The sequence below is a fragment of the Mesorhizobium sp. M8A.F.Ca.ET.165.01.1.1 genome, from assembly GCF_004792065.1.
Lineage (GTDB): Bacteria > Pseudomonadota > Alphaproteobacteria > Rhizobiales > Rhizobiaceae > Mesorhizobium.
This window is the reverse complement of record NZ_SRTH01000002.1, coordinates 274,323-295,534: the sequence shown is the minus strand read 5'-3', so window position 1 is coordinate 295,534 and position 21,212 is coordinate 274,323. Positions and strand designations below refer to the sequence as shown.

General features: G+C 64.4%; 22 protein-coding genes. 7 read left to right on the top strand and 15 right to left on the bottom strand.

Features of this window, described 5'->3' with window-relative positions; translation table 11 throughout:
- Position 1: 1 nt before the first annotated feature.
- The 3 genes from EN808_RS05985 to EN808_RS05975 form a co-directional block, all read right to left on the bottom strand.
- A complete protein-coding gene (locus tag EN808_RS05985) occupies positions 2-1,177 on the bottom strand; it encodes an AI-2E family transporter (protein ID WP_127276654.1) in 1,176 nt (391 codons plus the stop codon).
- A 79-nt stretch (positions 1,178-1,256) separates the two neighbouring features.
- Complete coding sequence (locus tag EN808_RS05980) at positions 1,257-1,811, bottom strand: CDP-alcohol phosphatidyltransferase family protein (RefSeq protein WP_127276634.1); 555 nt, start codon at positions 1,809-1,811, stop codon at positions 1,257-1,259.
- 94 nt (positions 1,812-1,905) lie between these two features.
- Positions 1,906-2,559, bottom strand: coding sequence for a hypothetical protein (locus tag EN808_RS05975; protein ID WP_135915367.1), 654 nt, complete (start codon positions 2,557-2,559; stop codon positions 1,906-1,908).
- A gap of 282 nt (positions 2,560-2,841) precedes the next feature.
- Here EN808_RS05975 and purM point away from each other — a divergent pair, with 282 nt between their 5' ends.
- From purM to EN808_RS05960, 3 genes are read left to right on the top strand one after another with little or no spacing between them, the layout of a single operon-like run.
- Positions 2,842-3,921 (top strand): phosphoribosylformylglycinamidine cyclo-ligase, encoded by a 1,080-nt coding sequence (gene purM, locus EN808_RS05970; protein ID WP_135915366.1) that lies wholly within the window; start codon positions 2,842-2,844, stop codon positions 3,919-3,921.
- Positions 3,918-4,631: a phosphoribosylglycinamide formyltransferase gene (gene purN / locus EN808_RS05965; RefSeq protein WP_135915365.1), complete on the top strand. Its 714-nt coding sequence runs from the start codon at positions 3,918-3,920 to the stop codon at positions 4,629-4,631. Before purM ends, purN begins: the two co-directional genes overlap by 4 nt.
- A gap of 15 nt (positions 4,632-4,646) precedes the next feature.
- On the top strand, positions 4,647-5,156 hold the full coding sequence (locus tag EN808_RS05960) for a histidine phosphatase family protein (RefSeq protein ID WP_135915364.1): 510 nt from the start codon (positions 4,647-4,649) through the stop codon (positions 5,154-5,156).
- Between the two features lie 47 nt (positions 5,157-5,203).
- On the opposite strand, the gene EN808_RS05955 is transcribed toward EN808_RS05960, so the two are convergent.
- On the bottom strand, positions 5,204-5,446 hold the full coding sequence (locus tag EN808_RS05955; RefSeq protein ID WP_135915363.1) for a DUF680 domain-containing protein: 243 nt from the start codon (positions 5,444-5,446) through the stop codon (positions 5,204-5,206).
- Between the two features lie 434 nt (positions 5,447-5,880).
- Between EN808_RS05955 and EN808_RS05950 the strand changes: the two genes are divergently transcribed.
- Together EN808_RS05950 and EN808_RS05945 are read left to right on the top strand one after the other, a co-directional pair.
- Complete coding sequence (locus EN808_RS05950; protein WP_135915362.1) at positions 5,881-6,558, top strand: response regulator; 678 nt, start codon at positions 5,881-5,883, stop codon at positions 6,556-6,558.
- Positions 6,555-7,907: a sensor histidine kinase gene (locus EN808_RS05945; RefSeq protein ID WP_135915361.1), complete on the top strand. Its 1,353-nt coding sequence runs from the start codon at positions 6,555-6,557 to the stop codon at positions 7,905-7,907. Before EN808_RS05950 ends, EN808_RS05945 begins: the two co-directional genes overlap by 4 nt.
- A 40-nt stretch (positions 7,908-7,947) precedes the next feature.
- Here the strand turns inward: EN808_RS05945 and EN808_RS05940 are convergent, their stop codons facing one another.
- From EN808_RS05940 to EN808_RS05900, 10 genes are all read right to left on the bottom strand, one after another.
- A complete protein-coding gene (locus EN808_RS05940) occupies positions 7,948-8,826 on the bottom strand; it encodes an ABC transporter permease (protein WP_135915360.1) in 879 nt (292 codons plus the stop codon).
- A gap of 13 nt (positions 8,827-8,839) precedes the next feature.
- On the bottom strand, positions 8,840-9,694 hold the full coding sequence (locus tag EN808_RS05935) for an ABC transporter ATP-binding protein (RefSeq protein WP_135915359.1): 855 nt from the start codon (positions 9,692-9,694) through the stop codon (positions 8,840-8,842).
- Positions 9,695-9,857: 163 nt separating this feature from the next.
- The gene (locus EN808_RS05930) at positions 9,858-10,871 is read right to left on the bottom strand and encodes an ABC transporter substrate-binding protein (protein WP_135915358.1); all 1,014 of its coding nucleotides are present in this window, start codon (positions 10,869-10,871) and stop codon (positions 9,858-9,860) included.
- 174 nt (positions 10,872-11,045) lie between these two features.
- Positions 11,046-11,825, bottom strand: a complete 780-nt coding sequence (gene dapB / locus EN808_RS05925) for a 4-hydroxy-tetrahydrodipicolinate reductase (RefSeq protein WP_135915357.1) — start codon at positions 11,823-11,825, stop codon at positions 11,046-11,048.
- A gap of 9 nt (positions 11,826-11,834) precedes the next feature.
- Positions 11,835-13,928, bottom strand: coding sequence for an ATP-dependent helicase (locus tag EN808_RS05920; protein WP_127871468.1), 2,094 nt, complete (start codon positions 13,926-13,928; stop codon positions 11,835-11,837).
- Between the two features lie 71 nt (positions 13,929-13,999).
- Positions 14,000-14,173 (bottom strand): hypothetical protein, encoded by a 174-nt coding sequence (locus tag EN808_RS36215; protein WP_167531203.1) that lies wholly within the window; start codon positions 14,171-14,173, stop codon positions 14,000-14,002.
- Positions 14,174-14,460: 287 nt separating this feature from the next.
- Positions 14,461-14,631 carry a hypothetical protein gene (locus tag EN808_RS05915; RefSeq protein ID WP_245458461.1) on the bottom strand — a complete coding sequence of 57 codons (171 nt, stop codon included), beginning with the start codon at positions 14,629-14,631 and terminating at the stop codon, positions 14,461-14,463.
- 298 nt (positions 14,632-14,929) lie between these two features.
- On the bottom strand, positions 14,930-16,090 hold the full coding sequence (locus EN808_RS05910; protein WP_127871466.1) for a M20 aminoacylase family protein: 1,161 nt from the start codon (positions 16,088-16,090) through the stop codon (positions 14,930-14,932).
- Positions 16,083-17,330, bottom strand: a complete 1,248-nt coding sequence (locus EN808_RS05905) for a Zn-dependent hydrolase (RefSeq protein WP_127871465.1) — start codon at positions 17,328-17,330, stop codon at positions 16,083-16,085. The genes EN808_RS05910 and EN808_RS05905 overlap by 8 nt, the downstream gene beginning before the upstream one ends.
- Positions 17,327-18,535: a diaminopropionate ammonia-lyase gene (locus EN808_RS05900; RefSeq protein WP_127871464.1), complete on the bottom strand. Its 1,209-nt coding sequence runs from the start codon at positions 18,533-18,535 to the stop codon at positions 17,327-17,329. Before EN808_RS05900 ends, EN808_RS05905 begins: the two co-directional genes overlap by 4 nt.
- 105 nt (positions 18,536-18,640) lie before the next feature.
- Between EN808_RS05900 and EN808_RS05895 the strand changes: the two genes are divergently transcribed.
- Positions 18,641-19,120, top strand: a complete 480-nt coding sequence (locus tag EN808_RS05895) for an Lrp/AsnC family transcriptional regulator (RefSeq protein ID WP_135883552.1) — start codon at positions 18,641-18,643, stop codon at positions 19,118-19,120.
- A 64-nt stretch (positions 19,121-19,184) separates the two neighbouring features.
- Positions 19,185-20,327 (top strand): NAD(P)/FAD-dependent oxidoreductase, encoded by a 1,143-nt coding sequence (locus tag EN808_RS05890; RefSeq protein WP_135915356.1) that lies wholly within the window; start codon positions 19,185-19,187, stop codon positions 20,325-20,327.
- Between the two features lie 15 nt (positions 20,328-20,342).
- Here EN808_RS05890 and speB read toward each other — a convergent pair whose 3' ends face one another.
- A complete protein-coding gene (speB, locus tag EN808_RS05885) occupies positions 20,343-21,149 on the bottom strand; it encodes an agmatinase (protein ID WP_127280717.1) in 807 nt (268 codons plus the stop codon).
- Positions 21,150-21,212: the final 63 nt, after the last annotated feature.

Sequence of the window (21,212 nt, the reverse complement as noted above, 5' to 3'; positions counted from 1 at the left end):
TTCAGCGACGCGGTTGCGTGCGGTGGCCGCCGCCGCGATCGGCCGGCAACGGCGGCGCGAGCTCTGTCGCATGGCCCTTGTAGAGCGGCGATTCCAGGTAGCGGGCGATGGCGAAGCGTACCAGAACTGCCACCGCCGCGGATGCTGGAACGGCAATCAAAAGCCCGACAAAACCGAACAGCGCGCCGAAGGCGAACAGCGCGAACATCAGCCACACCGGGTGCAGGCCGACGCTTTTGCCGACCAGCCTGGGCTGCAGGATGTTGCCTTCGATGAACTGGCCGATGAAGAAGACCACGGCAACGGCGACGATCATCGTCCAGTCCGGCCAGAACTGGACGAAGGCAACGCCGACGGCCAGCACCAGCCCGGTCAATGAGCCGACATAGGGGATGAAGGAGATCAGCCCGGCGAACAGGCCGATGAGGATGGCGAAGTTCAGCCCCGTCAGCGTCAAGCCGGTGGCGTACATGGCGCCCAGCACCAGGCAGAGCGTGCCCTGCCCGCGCACGAAGCCGGCAGTGGCGGTGTTGATGTCGCGCGCGATGGCGCGCACCGTCGCGACGTTGTCGCGCGGCACCCAGCTGTCGATGACCGCCACCATGCGGTCCCAGTCGAGCAGCATGTAGAAGGCCACGACCGGCGTCACCACGAACAGGCTGACCACCGAGACCAGCGCCATGCCCGAACTCCACAGCGAGGTAAATACGGTGGTGATCAGGCCAAAGCCGGAAGTCAGCAGCGAATTCAATCCGTCGCGCAAGCCATTGGCGTTGACGCCGAATCTCTGTTCCAGCCATTTCGGGTCGAACGACGTGATCAGGCTCTGCAACCGGGTCAGGTACTCCGGCAGCTTGCCGGCGAAATCGGTCATCTGCGTCGCCAGCACCGGAATGAGGATGACGAAGGCCAGCACCAGCACGATCAGGAAGGTAATGAGGATGACCACCGTCGCCATGAAGCGGCTGAGGCCGAGCCGCTGCAGCCGGTCGGCGACCGGATCGAGGAAATAGGCAAGCACCATGCCGGCGACGAAGGGCAGCAGGACGCCGCTGAAGACATAAAGGAAAAGCGCCAGGATCGCGGCACCCGCCAGCCAGAAGAAGATCTGGCGGTAGAAGGTCGACGCCGCCTCTGCCTCCGCCGCCGTCTCGCCTGCCGGAACGTCGACGACCATCTGGTCGTCGACGGTCTTGCCCCGCGTCACCGCTTTGCGGGCAGCCGGCTTGCGGGCAGCCTTGCCGTCGATGGGCTTGTCAGCCCGATTTACCGCCTTCGCCATAGCCGTTCATATGCCTCAGCCAAGCCACGAGATAGGCCGCGGCCGAAGCCACGGTCAAGACCCCGGACAGCAATATGAGGGCGGGCCGCAGAGGGTCGAGGTGCACGGCAAAGGCGAGTTCACCCAGCACGACCGCCGCCAGCACGATCTGTATGGCGGTATTGGCCTTCGACACAAGAAACGGTTTTATCTCGACCGGATGGGCCATCACCGTGGACAACAGAACCGCGCAGACGATCAGCGCGTCGCGTGACACCATGGTGACGACCAGCCAGAGCGGCAATTGCCCGATGAAGCCCATGACGACGAACACCGAAACCAAAAGCAGCTTGTCGGCCATCGGATCGAGATAGGCGCCGAGCGTCGACTGCTGGTCGAAGCGGCGGGCGATGAAGCCGTCGATGCCGTCGGAAACGCCTGCAATAACGAAGCCGGCAAAAGCCCAGTCCCAGCGCGCCTGCAGCATGGCCAGCACCACGGCAGGCACCAGCACAAGGCGCAGGATGGTGATCAGGTTGGGGATGGTCAAAGTATTACCCCGCCTTGGGTCGTAGAGAGATAAATGAGCGGTATACCAGGCAGGCGCAACGACCGTTTGTTCATTCACGTCGTGGCGGACAGCGTCAACCGCAAAACGGCTCCAAACCGAGTCGTGTCTCCGCACCCTTGTTTGCGGGAACAAATTCAGCCGGCCCACCGCGCCCTTTCGCTCTCGTCAGTCCGAATTTCCCCAGGTAGACGAGGTTCGTATAGTACTTCGACACCGGCGGCGCCGATGGTAGCGGGCCGCCTTGATCAGGTTCGACATAGCCGAAACGGTCCTGTGCACCGGGATCTGCTGCTTCTCGTTCAGTTCGATTAAGGTTCAGGTCCAATAGCCTTAGGCCAAGCGGTGTACGAGTTGGAAGAGCCTCAGCGTTGCAGTCAGATTTCAACACTCCTGTCGAAGGCTCGAATGTGAAGAACTTGTACCCCAGGCCTAGATAATAGGTTCCATCGTCGACAGCACGATAAAGGGCCAGCCCCGAATTATATGGTCTTTTCCAGATTTCCATCCATCCGCTCGACGGTCCGGCGAGCCACTCTCCCTCGCGCACAAGGCTGAATTTCTCGTCCATGCCCCAGCCCCATTCGACAGTATAGGTCAGGTCGTATCCCGCGGGCGTGAGCCTCACCGTCGCCGAACTCGTCATCTCCGACTTCCAGGACTGGTAGGCGATCAACACGACTATTGCCGCCAGTACAGGTAATAGAACGGTGAAAAAGCCATATCGCAAATGCCGCCTCCTCTGCGCGAAAACATGTGCCAGCAACGTTTTGCTCGATCTTCTCAAAGGCACTAAAGCCTAAGAATGGACGGGCATAAGGCTCGTCTATGAGGCACTTATGTATTTTCCATGCAGTTTTCACTGACTTAGATGCGACCAGGCTTCACGGCACATTGATGGGAGGGATATCCACGCATTTGTCGGGGTAAAAGGCGCGGTCCGCGCCGTCATCCTTGCCCGGCGAAACCATTCATGCGAAGAGCCCGCAATGGAAACAGGGATGCGCCGACGATGAGCAAGGGCGACCAGGCCAAGCGCAAGAACGGGCTCACCTATGCCGAGGCCGGCGTCGATATCGATGCCGGCAATCTCATGGTGGAGAAGATCAAGCCGCTGGTGCGCGCGACACGCCGGCCGGGCGCGGATGGCGAGATCGGCGGCTTCGGCGGTCTGTTCGATCTCAAGGCTGCCGGTTTCACCGATCCGGTGCTGGTCGCCGCCAATGACGGTGTCGGCACCAAGCTCAAGATCGCCATCGATGCCGGCAAGCACGACACGATCGGCATCGACCTCGTCGCCATGTGCGTCAACGACATCGTCGTGCAGGGCGCCGAGCCGCTGTTCTTCCTCGACTATTTCGCCACCGGCAAGCTCGATCCCGACCAGGGTGCCGCGATCGTCGGCGGCATCGCGCAGGGCTGCCGCCAGGCCGGCTGCGCGCTGATCGGCGGCGAGACCGCCGAAATGCCGGGCATGTATCACGGCAAGGACTATGACCTTGCCGGCTTTGCGGTGGGCGCGGCCGAACGCGGGCAGCTTTTGCCCACTGACGACATCGTCGAAGGCGACGTGCTGCTCGGGCTAGCCTCCTCCGGCCTGCATTCGAACGGTTTCTCGCTGGTGCGCCGCATCGTCGCCGCCAGCGGCCTGGCGTGGAGCGATCCGGCACCGTTCAACGATGAGGCGACGCTCGCCGAGGCGCTGCTCGAGCCGACCCGCATCTATGTGAAATCTCTCCTCAAGGCGATCCGCAATACACATGGCATCAAGGCGCTCGCCCACATCACCGGCGGCGGCTTCCCGGAAAACATTCCGCGCGTGCTGCCCAAGGATTTCTCGGCCGAGCTTGATCTCGAGGCCATTGACGTGCCGCCGGTATTCTCGTGGCTGGCCAAGACGGGCGGCGTTGCGCCTGAGGAGATGATGCGCACCTTCAATTGCGGCGTCGGCATGATCCTGGTGGTCGCGTCCGGTCAGGCGGCGCAGGTCGCTGCCGTGCTGCAGGAAGCCGGCGAGACGGTGACGCCGATCGGCCGCATCGTGCCGCGCCGCGACGCCGGCGTCATCTATCGGGGCTCGATCGGCCTATGAGCACGCAGCGAAAGCGCACCGTCGTCCTGATATCGGGGCGCGGCTCCAACATGACCGCGCTGATCGCGGCGGCCAGCGACCCGGCCTTCCCGGCCGAGATCGTCGGCGTCATCTCCGACAAGGCGGACGCCGCCGGCCTCGGCGTCGCCAAGGCACGCGGCATCGCCACGCAGGTCATTTCCCGAGCCGATCACGGCGGCAAGCAGGCGCATGACGCGGCGATCGACGCGGCACTCACTGGCTTCAATGCAGATATCGTGGCGCTGGCCGGCTATATGCGCATCCTGACCCCCGGCTTTGTCCAGAGATGGCAGGGCCGCATGATCAACATCCACCCTGCCTTGCTGCCGGCGTTCAAGGGGCTCGATACCCATGCGCGCGCGCTGGCAGCCGGCATCCGCATTCATGGCTGCACGGTGCATTTCGTGACGCCGGAGATGGATGACGGCCCGATCATCGCCCAGGCGGCGGTGCCGGTGATGGTCGGCGACAATGCCGATACGCTGGCAGCGCGCGTGCTGAAGGCCGAGCATCGGCTCTATCCGCTGGCGCTGGGACTGGTGGCCGAAGGCAAGGCACGCATGGAGGCGGGTCGCGCCGTGCTTGCCCACTTCGCCGACGATGCCGAGAACGGCACCTCGGTGGTGATGGCGCCCGACCCGCTGCGTGAGGAAGCCGACCTGGAGCATCTGGCGCGGATCACGCCTTAAGCCGAGAACGCGGCCATGAAACAGCTTCTCCTGCTTCGCCATGCCAAATCGAGCTGGGATGATCCTGATCTCGATGATTTCGACCGGCCGCTCGCGGAACGTGGATTGAAGGCAGCCCGATTGATCGGCCGCGAGCTTGCGGCGCGCGACTGGCTGCCGGATCAGGCGCTGGTGTCGTCGGCGCTACGCACCCGCGACACCTGGCGATTGGTGGCCGCGGAGTTGCCGGTGCATCCACGAGTCGCGTTTGCTCAGCCACTCTACGAAGCTTCGGCTGCGGACATTCTGGACCAAATCCATAAGGCCGACCCGTCGAGCCTTTGCCTTGTGGTGGTTGGCCATAGTCCGGGGCTTGAGGACCTGGCAAAACAGCTTGCCGGACCGCGATCGGAGGCGAAGGCGCGCAAGAGGCTTGAGGAAAAGTTGCCGACAGCAGCCCTTGCGCGCTTCGTCTTCGAGGGCGAGTGGTCCGCCCTGTTCTCCGCGCGGCTGACGCATTGCCTGCGCCCGAAGGATTTGAGCTAGAAGCCATGCCAGGCGGATGCGGCGGACAGTCCGCCGCGCCCGAGACATCAGTTGCCCCAGATGCCCTGGCCGGGCTCCGGCCAGTCGATGGCGGGCTTCATCTTGGTGTCGGCAGCCTTGTGGCCGGTCGTATTCGTTTTGTTGTTGACGGCGCCGGTGGTGGCGTGATCCACGCCGGCGGCCGAAGCAACCGGCTGGCTGGCATTGTCGGAGCCAAAGTGGTCGCTGCCGGCGAAGGCACCTCCGGTTGCGATAAGGATAGCGGCGGTAGCGAGAGCAAGCCTGTTCATTTCAATCTCCTGGTTCATCCGTTGGGCGGCGTCTTGGGCGGACGGTTCCGCTGAGGAGAAGACCAGAAGCAGCCTGGTTTTATTCCTGAACGTGAAATGTTTTTTGCCGACTGCGAAGATCGGGCGATGACGCCAATGCCCTGGGCTCATCCAAAAACAAGAGCGGCGGGCCAAGCCCACCGCTCTTTGTCGTCGAGGTCGTCGAGGCCCTGCGTGGATCAGTTGCCCCAATTGCTCTGGCCTGGGTCCGGCTGATTGGAATCGTCGCTCGGACAGTTTGGAGGTTTCGCCGGCCACGGCCCAAGCCGCATTTGCCTTGCGTTGCGATCGATACTATCGATCATTTCGGGTCCGATTGGCGAATGGGATCGACGATCGAGCCCGAGGCGGCCCGTTGAGACCGAAAGCGGGCGGATGCTGGAACGGCAATAGACATGCGATTGCTGCTTGTGGAGGACAATCGCGAACTGGCGGACTGGCTGGGCAAGACCTTGCGCCAGGCGAACTATGTCGTCGACATCGTCCATGACGGCGAGGATGTCGAGCACGCGCTTGCCGCGGGCGACCACGCGCTTGTCATTCTCGATCTTGCGCTGCCTCGCATGGGCGGACTGGAAGTGCTGCGCATGCTGCGAGCCCGCGGCAACCGGGTGCCGGTGATCGTACTGACCGCCAATGCCAGCCTCGATGGCCGGGTCAAAGGCCTCAACGAAGGCGCCGACGATTATCTGGCGAAGCCCTTCCAGATCGAGGAGCTTGAAGCACGCATCCGCGTGCAACTGCGCCGCGTCAATGACCGGACGGCACCGGTCGTTGCCTGCGGCGACCTCGTCTTCGACACTAACACCAGGCTGTTCTCGCTCGGCGGGGAGGCGCTGGCCCTGACGCCGCGCGAACATGCCGTGCTCGAGCAATTGATGATCAAGGCAGGACGCACCGTAAGCAAGGCCGCACTGTCCGCGGCGATCTATGATTTCGAGACCGACGCCGATCCCAGCGCCATCGAGATCTATGTGCACCGCGTGCGCAAGAAGCTTGAAGGGTCGCGCGTCCAGATCACCACTTTGCGTGGCCTCGGCTATCTCTTGCGGCACGATGATCTGGTGCCATGAGAATTAACAGTCTTCGGCTGCAACTTCTGGCCTGGGTGGTGTTGCCGCTCGCCGGGCTCGCCACCGTCAATCTGTGGACCAGCCATGGCAATGCCCTGGCGACCGCCGATCTTGTCACCGACCGCATGTTGGTCGGATCGGCACGGATGATTGCCGAGCAGGTCGCCATGGCCGACGGCGTCCTCGATGCCACCATCCCGCCGGCGGCGATCGAAATGTTCGACACCGGCGATCGCGACAGTGTGTACTACCGCGTCGAGACCGCCGGTGGGCGGTTGCTGACCGGTTACCCCGATTTGCCGGAGGCGCCTCAGCATGCAAGCGTCGCAGCCAGCTATCGCGACCATATGTTGCGGCTCCTGACTCTCGGCCACGCGGTGATCGGCGCCGGTGCGGATTCCCCCATAACAGTCACCGTGGGCATAACGCTCGCCGGGCATGACGCGATGGTGAAGCGGCTGTGGTTCAATGCCTTCGTCCAGCAGCTGGCGCTGGTGGCGATTGCCGGCGTGTTCGTGCTGCTTGGCCTGCGCCGTGGCCTGGCGCCATTGATCAGCCTGCGCGACGCGGTGCGATCGCCAAGCCGCAGCGACCTTGATCCGGTCGACGTGCCGGGTGCGCAGAGCGAGATTCGGCCCCTGATCGATGCGCTCAACGCCTACATGGCGCGCGTGCGCGCGCAGATGGGGGCGCAGCGCCGCTTCATCGCCAATGCCGCGCACCAATTGCGCACGCCGCTGGCGCTGCTGTCGACGCAAGCGAGCTACGCGCTGCGCGAAACCGCCGCCGATGCGCGCCAGGAAGCGCTGGTGGCGCTGCAGGCCAGTTCCGGCAAGCTGGCGCGGCTGGCAGAACAATTGCTCACCCTGTCGCGGGCCGAGCCAGGCAGCCGACGGCCACGCGCCGACCGCATCGACCTGACCGAAGCCGCCCGCCATGTGTTGGAAACGCAGGCGCCAGCGGCGATCTCCCGGAACATCGATCTTGGCTTCGAGGAGGCCGGTCCCGCGCCGGTGATCGGCGACGGCACCATGCTGCGTGAGATGATGGTGAACCTGATCGACAACGCGCTGCGCTACACCAATCCCGGCGGGAACGTCACAGTCAGACTGGCGACCGTTGATGGCGAAGCGGTGCTGACGGTCGCCGATGACGGGCCAGGCATTCCGGCCGAAGAGCGGGATCACGTTTTCGAGCGCTTTTATCGCATCGCCGGTTCGACCGGGGGAGGAAGTGGCCTGGGGCTCGCCATCGTGCGCGAGGTCGTCGAAAATGCCGGCGGCCGCGTCACCCTCAGAGATGGCGCGGCCGGCGGTCTGGTGGTCGAGGTCAGGTTGCCACTGGCCTGACGCGATCCCGCGCCAAGCGCGGGGCTCGCTCAGAACAAAATCAGGTGCCCTGCTCGTTGAACGGCGCCGGCCGCCACTTGACGACATAGTTCTCGAAGCGGGTGATGATGAATTCCACCACCAGCGCCATCACGGCCAGGATGATCATGGCGGCGAAGACGCCGTTGGCGTTGAAGGCGCCTTGCGCGGTCGAGATCAGCAGTCCCATGCCTTGCTTGGCACCAAGGAATTCGCCAACCACGGCGCCGACCAAGGCAAAGCCGAAGCTGACATGGAGGCTGGCCAGGATCCAGCTCATCGCCGACGGGATAATGACGGTGCGCGTGATCTGGAAAGGCGAGGCGCCGAGGATCTGGGCGTTGGCGATCATCGCCCTGTCGGCCTCGCGAACCCCTTGGAAAGCGTTGGCGAAGACGACGAAGAACACCATCACCACGGCCAGCGCCACTTTGGAAGCCATGCCGAGGCCGAGCGCGATGATGAACACCGAGCCCAGCACGACGCGCGGCACGGAATTGGCGATCTTGATGTAGATCGAAAAGACATCCGCCAGCAGCCGGTTGCGGCCGAGGATGATGCCGGCGGCGATGCCGCCCAGCGCCCCGATGACGAAGCCGAGGAAGGTTTCCTCCAGCGTCACATAGATCTGCAGCCAGAGCGGGCCCTGCGAGGTACCCTCGGTGATCCACGACCAGATCTGCTCCCAGATGCCAGAAGGGCTGGCGAAGAAGAACGGGTCGATGAAATTATAGTCGGCGCCGAGTTCCCACAGGCCAAGGAAGACAACAAGGATCGCGAGCCGCAGGCCGATGACCAGGGCATGGCGCCGGCGCAGCCGCGCCCTCGCCCGGGCCTCGGCGACCGCGATCGAGGTTTCGCGCATGGCGGCTTTGTCTGCGGCGGGAGAGATGGCTGTCATGCTGTTTCTCCTCTCAATGCCCGCTCTGCAAGGTGCGGCTCTGGCCGAGCTGCACTTCTTCGCGCAGGTCGTTCCAGATCACCTTGGCGATCTCGACGAATTTCGGATCGTAGCGGATGTCGGCCATGACGCGCGGACGCGGCAGGTCGATGCGGTAGACACTCTTGACGGTGCCCGGCCCTGCGGTGAGCACATAGACCTTGTCGGCCAGCGCCACCGCCTCCTCCAGATCGTGGGTGACGAAGACGACGGAGGATTTCTGTTCCGACCACAGGCCCAGCAGTTCGTCCTGCATGGCCGTGCGCGTCTGCATGTCGAGGGCACTGAACGGCTCGTCCATGAGCAGGATCTTCGGTTGGTTGATGAAGGTCTGCGCCAGCGCGACGCGCTTGCGCATGCCCCCCGAAAGCTGGTGCGGATAGTGCTTTTCGAAGCGGCCAAGGCCGACGCGGGCGATCCAGTCGCGGGCCCGATCGTAAGCCTGAGCCTTGGGTGTGCCGCGATACAGTGGCCCGGCGGCGACGTTGTCGATGACGCTGCGCCACGGGAAAAGCGCATCAGCCTGGAAGACGAAGCCGATGTCGCGGCTGATATCGGTGACCGGATTGCCCATAACGCGGACATTGCCGGTGGTTGGCCGCAGCAGGCCGGTGACGAGATTGAGCGTCGTCGACTTGCCGCAGCCGGTCGGCCCGACGACGCAAGCGAATTCGCCGCGCGCCACCGTCATGGTGAAGTCGCGGATCGCCGTCATCATATGGCCGTCGGGCGTGACGAAGCGCAGCGTCACATCATCGATGGCGATCGCGGCATCGGCCGGCGGCGCGGCCTGAGACAATTTCTCGGCCGCCATGGTTTGCAACTGCATGGCTCACTCCTGTGGCGATGGTGCTGACATGTCCGTAGCCAGGACTCGTGGACCCGGCATCCATCGGCGTCGGCATGGCGCGGCTGCCGAATTGATTCAGCAGCCGGCGCAAGTTGTTGTTCCTCAATGGCGAACCGGATGCTCCGCCCTCGCGTGTCCGCGCCTACTTGGCGGCGTCGACGAATTCCGTCGTGAAGGTTTTCGACAGGTCAATCTGCTTGCCCTGCAGGCTTTTGGAGAAGGTTGACAGAACTTTCAGCACCGTCTCCGGGCCATCGGCCGGCATGCGACCATCGGGCGTGAACATCGCCTTGCCGCCGGCGAGCCCCTGGATGTAGAGGTCCTTGTTGCCGGCATAGTAGTCCTTCGGCATCTTGTCGGCGATCTCCTCGGCCGAATGGCCGGCGATGAACTTCATCGTCTTGACGAAGGCATTGGCGAGCTTCTGCGCTTCATCCTTGTGGCCTTCGACCCAGGATGACTGGACGTAGAAGGATGCCGCCGGATAATCGCCGCCGAGTGCCTCCTTCGTCTTTTCGGGCGTACGCATGTCGACGAGGACCCTGGCCTCGCCGGTCGCCAGCAGCTTGGCGATGGTCGGTTCGGTAGTCATGCCGGCCTGAATCTGGTCCTGCTTGACGGCGGCGATGAAGGTGTTGCCGGCGCCGACCGGCAAAAGCGTGTAGTCACCGGGCTTCAGGCCGTTGCGGACGGCGAGATACTGGGTCAGGAAATCGGTCGAGGAGCCGAGCCCGGTGACGCCCAGCGTGGCGCCCTTGAAGTCGGCCGGCGACTTGATCTCCGGGTGCTTGGCCGAGACCAGTTCGACCTCGCCGGGCGCCTGGCTGAACTGGACGATCGACTGGATGTATTTGCCCTTCGACTGCAGGTCGACAGTGTGGTCGTAAAAGCCGACAACGCCCTGTACGGCACCGGCCAGCAATTCATTCTCGGCCTCGACGCCAGCACGCGAGTTGACCAGTTCGACGTCGAGCCCCTCATCCTTGAAGTAGCCGAGCTGCTGGGTGAGCACGGCGGGCAGGTAAATCTGCTTTTCCATGCCGCCGACGATGATGGTTATCTTGTCCGCGGCCGACGCCGCGGTCGCGCCCGTGGCGGCGATGGCTAGCGTCAGCGCAGCGGAACGCAAGATGCATTTCGAGATCAAACCGGTCACGTAAATTCCTCCACCTGGGCGGCGCGCCAACCTGACTGCGCCGCATTTCCTCCTGCCGGCCGCTCCCGCACCGGTCACGCGGCCGATGCCGCAATGCCGTCATTGCACGCCCAAGCTTTCAGCTGGCTTTCAGCCATTTTAGCAACCGTGGAAATGGAATCAGGGGGATTTCGATCACGAAGCGCCAAGACCAAGCACGTCGCGCATGTCGTATTCGCCGGGAGTGCGGCCCGCCACCCAGAGAGCGGCGGCGATGGCGCCATGGGCAAACATGACGCGGTCGCCGGCCGCATGCGACACGGTAACGGTCTCGCCCTCCGCGCAGAAGGAGACGCTGTGCTCGCCGACGATGCTGCCGCCGCGCGCCACCGCGAAGCCGATCTCGCCCACCGGCCGCGCGCCGGTGACGCCATCGCGGACGCGCCTTGCCACCGTGTCCAGTTCGACGCCCCGTCCAACGGCAACGGCGTACCCCAGCATCAGCGCCGTGCCCGAGGGCGCATCGATCTTGTGGCGATGATGCGCCTCGAAAATCTCGGCATCCCAGTCTTGCTGGGCGAGTGCCCTCGCCGCCTGCTCGACCAATCCGACCAGCATGTTCAGGCCGAGCGAAAAGCTGCCGGAGCGGACTATCGCGATGTTTTTGGCGGCATCGGCAATAATGGCCGCTTCGGCCGCATCGAAACCGGTCGAGCCAATCACCAAGGCTGGCCCGCCGCGTTGCGCACAGAAACTGGCCAGATCGGCGGAGGCAGCCGGCGTGGTGAAGTCGATGACCACATCGGCCATGGCAAGCGCTTCCTCGCGGCTCACCAGCCCATCACCGACACTGCCTGGGCGGTGAAAGCGGGCGGCAAGCGCCAGACGCGCATCGGCCCGCACCGCATCCGCCATCTGGCGTCCCATGCGGCCGAGAGCGCCCGATATGGCGATCCTGATCGGCGGCTGCGACATCGGCTCCTGCTATTTCCACATGCCGCGCATGCGCGCGCCGATGTCGACGCGCACCTCCGGCCGGGGTGCCCTGCCCTGCGCCGCTTGCGCGGCCGGCCACGAAAGCTGCTGGAACGCGGCAAGGATGGAGGCCGGGATGAAACGGGTGCGCGAGGCATAGAGATGACGGTCGCCACGCGCCGCCTGCCCGTGCGGAAAGAAGCGCTGCGGCATGATCAGGTTGAGGCTGTCCTTGGCTCGTGTCATCGCCACGTAGAGCAGCCGGCGCTCTTCCTCGATGTCCTCCTTGGTGCCGACGCCGAGATCGGCCGGAATGCAGCCATCGACCGTGTTCAGCACGAAGACGTTCTTCCACTCCTGGCCCTTGGCCGAGTGGATGGTGGACAGGATCAGATAGTCCTCGTCGCGATGCGGTGGCCCGGCCTGGTCGCTGGTCGCGTCCGGCGGATCGAGGGTCAGCTCGGTCAGGAAGCGTTCGCGCGAAGCATAGCCCGACCCGATTTGCTCCAGTTGCAGCAGATCCGCCCGGCGCGTGGTCGCATCCTCGTGGATGCGCTCCAGATGCGGTTCGTACCACAGCCTGATCTGTTCGAGATCGGCTGGCCACTTGGCGCCGGCACGCAAGCCGGAATAGAGCGATACAAAAGACGGCCAGTCGTCGGCGGCGCGCTGCGGTGGACGCCAGCCGGCCAAGCCCATCGTCTCGTCCAGCGCCGAGGTCATGGACTCGACGATCTGCGCGGCGGCGGAAGGACCGATGCCTGGCAAGAGCTGCAGCACGCGAAAGCCGGCGACACGGTCGCGTGGGTTTTCGGCGAAGCGCAGCACCGCCAGCACGTCCTTCACATGGGCGGCATCGAGGAATTTCAGGCCACCGAACTTGACGAAAGGAATGTTGCGCCGCGTCAGTTCGATCTCCAGCGGTCCGCTGTGGTGCGAGGCGCGAAACAGCACCGCCTGTGACTTCAGCGCGGTGCCGGCCTCTCGCTCCGCCAGGATGGTGTCGCAGACGAAGTTCGCCTGCTCGACCTCGTCACGCACGGTCACAAGTCTTGGCTTGTCGGCAGATTTACGTTCCGACCACAGGTTCTTGGTGAAGCGCTCGGAAGCTTCGCAGATGACCGCATTGGCGGCCGCCAGAATGGTCTCGGTCGAGCGGTAATTGCGCTCCAGCATCACCACGTCGGCGGTCTGCGCGAACTGCCGGGGAAAGTCGAGGATGTTGCGCACCTCGGCGGCGCGGAACGAATAGATCGACTGCGCGTCGTCGCCAACGACCGTCAGCCCGGCGCCGTCGGGTTTCAGCGCAAGCAGGATCGACGCCTGCAGCCGATTGGTGTCCTGGTATTCGTCGACCAGCACATGATCGAAACGCCCGCCCAGATGCGTGGCGATCTCAGGCTCGGCCGTCATCTGCGCCCAGTAGAGCAGCAGATCGTCGTAATCGAGCACGTTCTGCGCCTGCTTGGCCTCGACGTAACTGGCAAACAGCTGCTTGAGCTGCTCTGCCCAGCCGGCGCACCAGGGGAAGGCAGACCCCAGCACCTCACCGAGCGGGGCCTGCGCGTTGACGGCGCGCGAATAGATGGCAAGGCAAGTGCCTTTGGTCGGAAAGCGCGCTTCCGTCCTGGAGAAACCGAGTTCGTGGCGCACGAGATTCATCAGATCGGCAGAATCCTCGCGATCATGAATGGTGAAGGCCGGATCGAGGCCGATCTCCAATGCATAATCGCGCAACAGCCGCGCACCGATGCCATGAAAAGTGCCGGCCCAGGTGAGCGCATCCGTGATCACCGCGGCGTCGCGGCCGAGCACTTCGCCGGCGATGCGCTCGACGCGTCTGGCCATCTCGGATGCCGCGCGCCGCGAAAACGTCATCAGCAGGATGCGGCGCGGGTCGGCTCCCTTGACGATCAGATGAGCGACGCGGTGCGCCAGCGTATTGGTCTTGCCGGAGCCAGCCCCGGCAATGACCAGCAGCGGGCCTGCAATCTTGCCGTCGCCATGTTCGACGGCCCGGCGCTGGGCATCATTCAGCCGGGCGAGATAGGCCGGCTGGACGGTCGAGTCCAAAAAGGTCGAATCATGGGCGGCGAGGTTCATCGCCCATCAAGCATCGTTTCCGCTTTGTTCGCAACAGAGAAGCGGCTCCGCCAATTCGGCGAGCAATACGATCAGCGTTTCGGGTCAACGCCCATCGCCGCCGATTGCCGGCGTAGCGCTTCGCGGTCGTTTGCAGGCGCCGGCAGCAAGAGCGGATCGACAGTGTCGGGGACCTCGTCGATCATCTTGCGGGCGAGACGGTAAGTGACAAAGGCCAGCGTGCCGACCAGAAGCAAACGGATCATGTGGGCGGTCCTCCTTCTCTGGATCAACTGGAGGCCGGGCCTTTTGTTCCCTCGGCGCAATCGCCGCAACCAAACCGGCGCCGCCTCGTTCTGACTTGGAGGAGGTAGCGATGAAAAAGCTAGGACTGATCCTCGCGCTCGTCGCCTTGGCGCTCACGGCCTGTGACAACAAACTGCCGCCGACAAAGGCGACTGGAGGGGACCAAGGTCTCGCAATTCCGGCCGCGAACAATGGCATTGCCAGGCAGTGAATGGTGGCCCGCACCCCGACAATTGCGGGGTCGTCATCAACGCATCGCCGCGATGCATTCCTCGAGGCGGTCGAGGCGGAACTTGGCATTGCGCAGTTCGTGGCCAGCGTCCTGGCGCAGTTGTCGTGTCTGGGCCGAGGCAGCGGTCAAGTTTTGTTCGAGTTCAGCGATACGCGCGCGCACTCGCCGCGCTTCGTCCTGACGCAACGCCTTTATCCAGCTCCGCCCGCGCATCCATGGCTCCCCCCAGCACCAGTCTTGGCAGCAAAACGCTAACTTCCGCCAAGCGCCAGCATTCTAAATTTAACGAAAGCTAATTTAGCGCGCAGGCGAGAAGGCCGGCGCCGCTTGGGAGGTAATCTGATAGCGCCGGCCAGGCGGATATCAGGTCCGCCGCGTGAAGCACGCTAGCTGAGTCTTGCCGCAGCGTCATGCGAGATCAAGGATATCGGCCTTTTCCGGGCGTTTTCCCCCGGTAAAATGCCGCGAAAAGCCCCCCGTGGGTTCAAGTCCCAAGCCGCTGTCTGGCGATGGCGACATGGAAATCGACGCCGAACAACAGCCCGTCATCGTTGAAGTCGTAGCTGGAATTGTGAAGCGGCGCCGAACCCTCGCCGTTGCCGAGGAAGACGAAGCAGCCCGGCACGTGGTCGAGGAAGCGGGCGAAATCCTCCGACGCCGTCATCGGTTCGCGGGCGACCGCGATATTGCCAGGCTCGAAAACCGTCGTGGCGGCGGCGAAGGCCGCATCGACCAGTTCGGCATCGTTGCGCAAAGGCACGAATTCCCTGGTGTAGTTGACCTCGGCGGCAACATTGTACGCGGCAGCGATGCCTTCGGCGATGATGCGCATCTGGCGCTCGATCTCGGCGCTGACCTCGGGGCGGAAGCTGCGCGCGTCGCCAAGGACGCGGGCAAAGCCCGGCAGTGCGTTGCGGGTGCCGTCGGTGATCAGCTCGGTCACCGAAACCACGGCGATGTCGGCTGGGCTCAGCCGGCGCGAGACGATGGTCTGAAGACTGGTGACCAGCGCACAGGCGGCGACCAGCGTTTCCTGACCCGAATGCGGCCGGGCCGCGTGGCCGCCCAACCCCTTGAGCACGATCTCGAAGATATCCTCGGCCGACATGACCGGACCGGCGCGGGTTTCGAAATGCCCGACGGGCAGGCCAGGCATGTTGTGCAGGCCAAAGACCTCGTCGAAGGGAAAGCGCTGCATCAGGCCATCGTCGAGCATCGCCAACGCGCCTTTTCCCCATTCCTCCGCCGGCTGGAAGATGAAGCGCACGGTGCCGTCGAAACCGCCCCCCCCGGCCAGAAGCTTGGCCGCACCGAGCAGCATCGCCGTGTGGCCGTCATGGCCGCAGGCATGCATGAGACCGGGATTGCCGGAGCGGTGTGGCGCGGTCGATTGCTCTGATATGCGCAGCGCATCCATGTCGGCCCTGAGCGCGATGGCACGGTTGCCGTTGCCGCGCTGCAACGTGCCGACGACGCCTGTGCCGCCGACACCCTCGGCGACATCGTCCAGGCCGAATTCGCGCAGCTTGGCCGCGACGAAGGCCGCGGTGCGCTTCTCCTCGAAGCCGAATTCGGGGTGCGCGTGCAGATCGCGCCGCCACCCGGTCATCTCCAGCTTCAGCGCGTCACGGTCGATTTCAGCCATTGCCTGATATCTCCTGATCCGCAAGGCGGGCGACGACATCAAGCAGGATGTTGGCGCCGGCGACAAGCTCGGCATCGTCCGTATGTTCGCGCGGATTGTGGCTGATGCCGCCGGCGCTCGGCACGAAAATCATCGCCGCGGGCGCAAGGCGCGCCATCATCTGCGCATCATGGCCGGCGCCTGACGTCATGCGCTTCGAGACCAATCCGCGGTTGCTGGCGGCAGCCTCGATCAGTTCGACGATGCGGCTGTCGAAAATCACCGGCTCGAAGCGGGCCAGCCGCTCGACCGAGACCGTGACGCCATCGGCGGCCGCGAGGACATCGAGAAATGCGGCAAGTGCCGCCTCCTCCGCCTGCAGGCGATGCTCGAAAGGGTCGCGCAGGTCGACGGTGAAGACGGCGCGCGAGGGAATGACATTGATGGCGTTTGGCTCGAAACGCATCGTGCCGACGGTTGCAACGGTCGGCGTGTTCGAAGCTTTGGCGCGATCGTGCAGGAAAGTGACGACACGCGCAGCCGCATGGCCGGCATCATTGCGCATCGACATCGGCGTGGTGCCGGCATGGTTGGCGAGGCCATCTATGGTGATGCGCTGCCAGGAGATGCCTTGCAGGTTTTCCACGGCGCCGATCGGCACGCCTTCGCGTTCCAGCACCGGGCCCTGCTCTATATGCAGTTCGAGATAGACATGCGGTTTGAGGAAGCCGGGTTCCTCGTCGCCGGCATAGCCGATGCGGGCCAGCTCCTCCCCCAGCACGCTGCCGTCGGTGCCGACGGCGGCCAGCGCCGCCGTGATATCGACGCCGCCGGCATGGACCAGTGAACCCATCATGTCGGGGGAATAGCGAACCCCTTCCTCGTTGGTGAAGGCGGCGACCGCGAGCGGGCGCGACGGGACATAGCCTGACCCCTTCAGCGTCTCGATGACCTCCAGGCCGGCCAGTACACCGTAGCAGCCGTCATAAATGCCGGCATCGATGACGGTGTCGATATGCGAGCCGACGAGGATTGGCGCCTGCCCGGCGTTCTCAGGTACCTGCCAGATGCCGAAGATGTTGCCCATGCGATCGATGGCGATTTCGAGCCCGGCCTCGCGCAGCCAGCCGACGAAGCGGTCGCGACCCAGCCGGTCGGCATCGGAGGCGGCCAGCCGCACCAGCCTGCCCTCGCCATCACGGCCGATGCCGCCGAGTTCGCGGATGCGGCCAAGCAGTCTTTGTCCGTCGATCGAGATCATGGCGTTGCTCCTGAAAGCATCTTGCCGGCAAGCACATCCGCCGGGTTCATGCCGACGAGCTCGGCATAGCGGCGGGGGTCGGTCGCGGCTTCGGTGTTGATGACCAGCACGCGCGAAGTGGCGTCGAGGCCAAGCTCGGCCTTGTGACCGGCCATCGCCCGGATCAGTCCGGCAAGACCGACCCCTCCGCTTTCACCGGCAACGATGGCCGGATCGTTGCCGGACGGCCTTGCCAGCCGCCGCATCACGGCGACGGCGTCGTCCTCGTCGACGGTCATGAAGGCATCGGCGACGCGTGCCAGCACGCGCCAAGCGACAGGCGAGGCCTCGTAGCATTCGAGCATCGCCATGACCGTCGCCTCGCCATGCGCGATCTTGACCGGGTGCCCGGCTTTGGCGGCGCCGAAGACGCAGGCGGCGCGCGCAGGTTCCACCACCGTGAAAACAGGCCTGGCTTCTCCGAGCACGATGGCGAGATGGCCGGCGATCGCCGCCGCGATGCCGCCGACGCCTGCCTGCACGAAGACATGCGTCGGCGGTTCGGAGAGCTGGCGCAGCGCTTCGCGCACGACCGCCGTGTAGCCCTGCATGACAAGCCCCGGAATGCGTTCGTAGCCCGGCCATGAGGTATCGGAAACCACCGTCCAGCCTTTCTCGGCGGCGATGCGCGCCGCCTGCCTGACCGAATCGTCATAATTGCCGTCGACGCGGATCATCTCGGCCCCGTAGCGGGCGATGGCCGCGACGCGTTCGTCGCTGACGCCGGCATGGACGAAGATCGCCGCCTTGGCACCGACGAGTTCGGCGCCCTGCGCGACGGAGCGGCCGTGATTGCCGTCGGTGGCGCAAGCAACCGTCATGGTCGCCGCGACCGACCGGACTTCGGGCCGATCGAGATCGCCGACATCGACGGAGCGGCCCAGACGCTTGCTGGCTTCTTCCAGGACCAGGCGGAAGACCGCATAGGCGCCACCCAGCGCCTTGAAGCTGCCGAGGCCGAGCCGAAAGCCCTCATCCTTGACGTGCAAGGCAGCGAGACCGAGCTCGCCCGCCAGCGCCGGCAGCGCGTGCAGCGGCGTTGCCAGATGATTGTCACGGCGGGCAAGGAAACGCTCGACCGTATCCGCCCCGGCGATGCCGAGGGTTTCGGCATCGGCCGCGCCCAGGGGCCGGCGGTGCAAGGCATTGCTATTGGGCAGGAACATTGGCGGTCTCCTCGGCGTCGTCCGAGAGAAGATATTGCAGGACATGCGCAAAAGGCGCTGTAATTCGGCTCTCAAAATGCAAGTTTGTTTCGTCAGGATACGCCAATGCCGCAGTCGCCGGTCTCCCTCGACAGCTTCGATCTCGCCATCCTTGCCATCCTGCAGCGGGACAATACGACGCCGCAACGGCTGATCGGCGAGGCGGTGAACCTGTCGGCGCCGGCCGTGCAGCGCCGCATCAAGCGCATGGAACAGACCGGCGTCATTGCCGGCAACGTCGCCGTGGTGGAGCCGGCGGCCGTCGGCCGGCCCATCACCATCTTCGTCGAGGTCGAGTTGGAGAGCGAACGCACCGAACTGATCGATGCGGCCAAGCGGCAATTCTCGGCAGAGCCGCAAGTGCAGCAATGCTATTATGTCACCGGCGAGGCCGACTTCATCCTCGTCATCACCGTAGCCGACATGGGCGCCTATGAGGCGCTGACGCGAAAACTGTTCTTCGGCAGCAACAATGTGCGGAAGTTCCGCACCTTCGTCGCCATGGACCGCGTCAAGGTCGGGTTGACGGTGCCCTTGCCTGGATGAGCCCGTGGCACCCCTGCCACGTTTCTGACATTCTCAGGATCGCGAATTAGCGAGCGAGGCGCGCATGGACGAAACCACGAAGGTCGCGATCATCGGTGCCGGGCCAGCGGGCCTGGCGGTTGCCGCGTGCCTGCGGCAAGCCGGGGTGGATTTTGTCATCCTCGAAAAGGAGCAGCAGGCCGTGCCAGCCTGGCGGCGTCACTATGATCGCGTGCATCTGCATACGACCAAACGCTACTCTTCGCTGCCCTTCGTCCCCTTCCCCAAGGATTATCCGCGCTATGTGCCGCGCCATCTCGTGGTCGAGTATCTCGACGCCTATGCGAAGCGTTTCGACCTCGAGCCCCGCTTCGGCGAAACCGTGCGAGCGATCACCCGGGAGGGCCGCGGCTGGCGGGTGGAATCGACGTCCGGCGCCTTACGTGCCTGGCATGTGGTGATCGCGTCCGGCTACAATGCCGAGCCCTTGCTGCCCAAATTTGCCGGCATCGACGCCTTCAAGGGCAAGACGCTGCACAGCGCGGACTACCGCAACGCTACGCCTTTTGCCGGCCAGTCGGTGCTGGTCGTCGGCATGGGCAACACCGGTGCCGAGATCGCGCTCGATCTGGCGGAAGGCGGTGCCCGGCCGACGATCTCGGTGCGCGACGGCGTTCACATCGTGCCGCGCGAACTGTTCGGCGTGCCGATCCAAATGGTCGGCATGGCGACGCGGCTCGGGCCGCGGCGCATCAATGACGCCCTGTTCCCCCTCATTCTCGACCTTGTGCTGGGCAGGCTGGAGAAATTTCGGCTCAGACGGCCGAAGCAGGGATTGCTGCAACAGATCGCCCTTGCGTCGCGCATTCCGGTGATCGATGTCGGCACTATCGGCAAGATCCGCGAAGGCGCGATCAAGGTGGCGCCCGACATCGCCGAAATCTCGGAACGCGGTGCCCGTTTTGTCGATGGCGGCCACGGCGAATTCGACGCCATCCTCTTCGCCACCGGCTACCGGGCGGGCTATGCCAGGTTGCTCGAACCCGGCATCGAGCCAGGCCCCAGCGGCGTCAATGCCCGCGCTTCGGATCTCGGCCTCTATCTGGTCGGCTTCCACAATGCGGTCACCGGGCTGCTGCGCGAAATCGGCATCGAAGCCCAGGCGGTCGCCGACGACATCCGCCAGCGGCAAAACAGGAAAGAGGCGACCGAGACCCTGCCGGTGTGAAGCCGCGCCGCGTTCTCAATCCGCAGGCGATGTCCTGAGCATCATGCCGGCGATCTCCTTCGCCAGTTTGGCGGCGACAAGCGCCGTCACGTTGGAGAGGTCCTGGCTTGGATTGTATTCAACGATATCAGCGGCAACGATCGGCTGGTTGATGCCTTGAATCAGGTTGATGACCTGCCGTGTCGACAGGCCGCCGGGCTCGCGGTGGGAGACGCCCGGCGCAAAGGCCGGATCGAGCCCGTCGAGATCCATCGAGATATAGACCGGCGTCCCGAGATCGAGCTGAATGCTTTCGCTGAAATGCGCGGCCTCCACCACCTCGACGCCAAAGCGCTTGAACTGATCGCGGTGATGACCGTTCACGGTGCGCAGGCCGATCTGGATCAGCCGGTCGGCAAGCCGTTCCTCCATGATGCGTGCGAAGGGCGAAGTGTGCGAACGCGGATTGTCATCGTAGGCATGATAGATGTCTGGGTGGGCATCGATATGCACGATCGTCAGGCTTGGATGGCGACGGCGTACAGCGCGCAGCACCGGCCAGGAGATGGCGTGATCGCCGCCCAGGCTGATCAGCGGATGGCCCGCGTCCAGTGCGCGGCCGACTTCGCTTTCGATCCGCTGCCAGGGATCGCCCGGTTGGGTGAAGTCGATATCGCCATGATCGACGAAGCGGTCGCTCAGGTCGAAGCCGGTCTCGCTCCATGAGGAGTAAGCATCGCTGGTGAGTTCGCGCCTGATCAGCGGTGGCGCCTTGGCCGCACCCTGGAGGTAGGATGAATTCCCGTCATGCGGTATTCCCAGAAGCGAAATCGCGCCTGCCATCGTCACTCTCCCATTGCGACGGACGAATGCCTCTATAGAGACGGGAGCTGGCATTCGCGACCG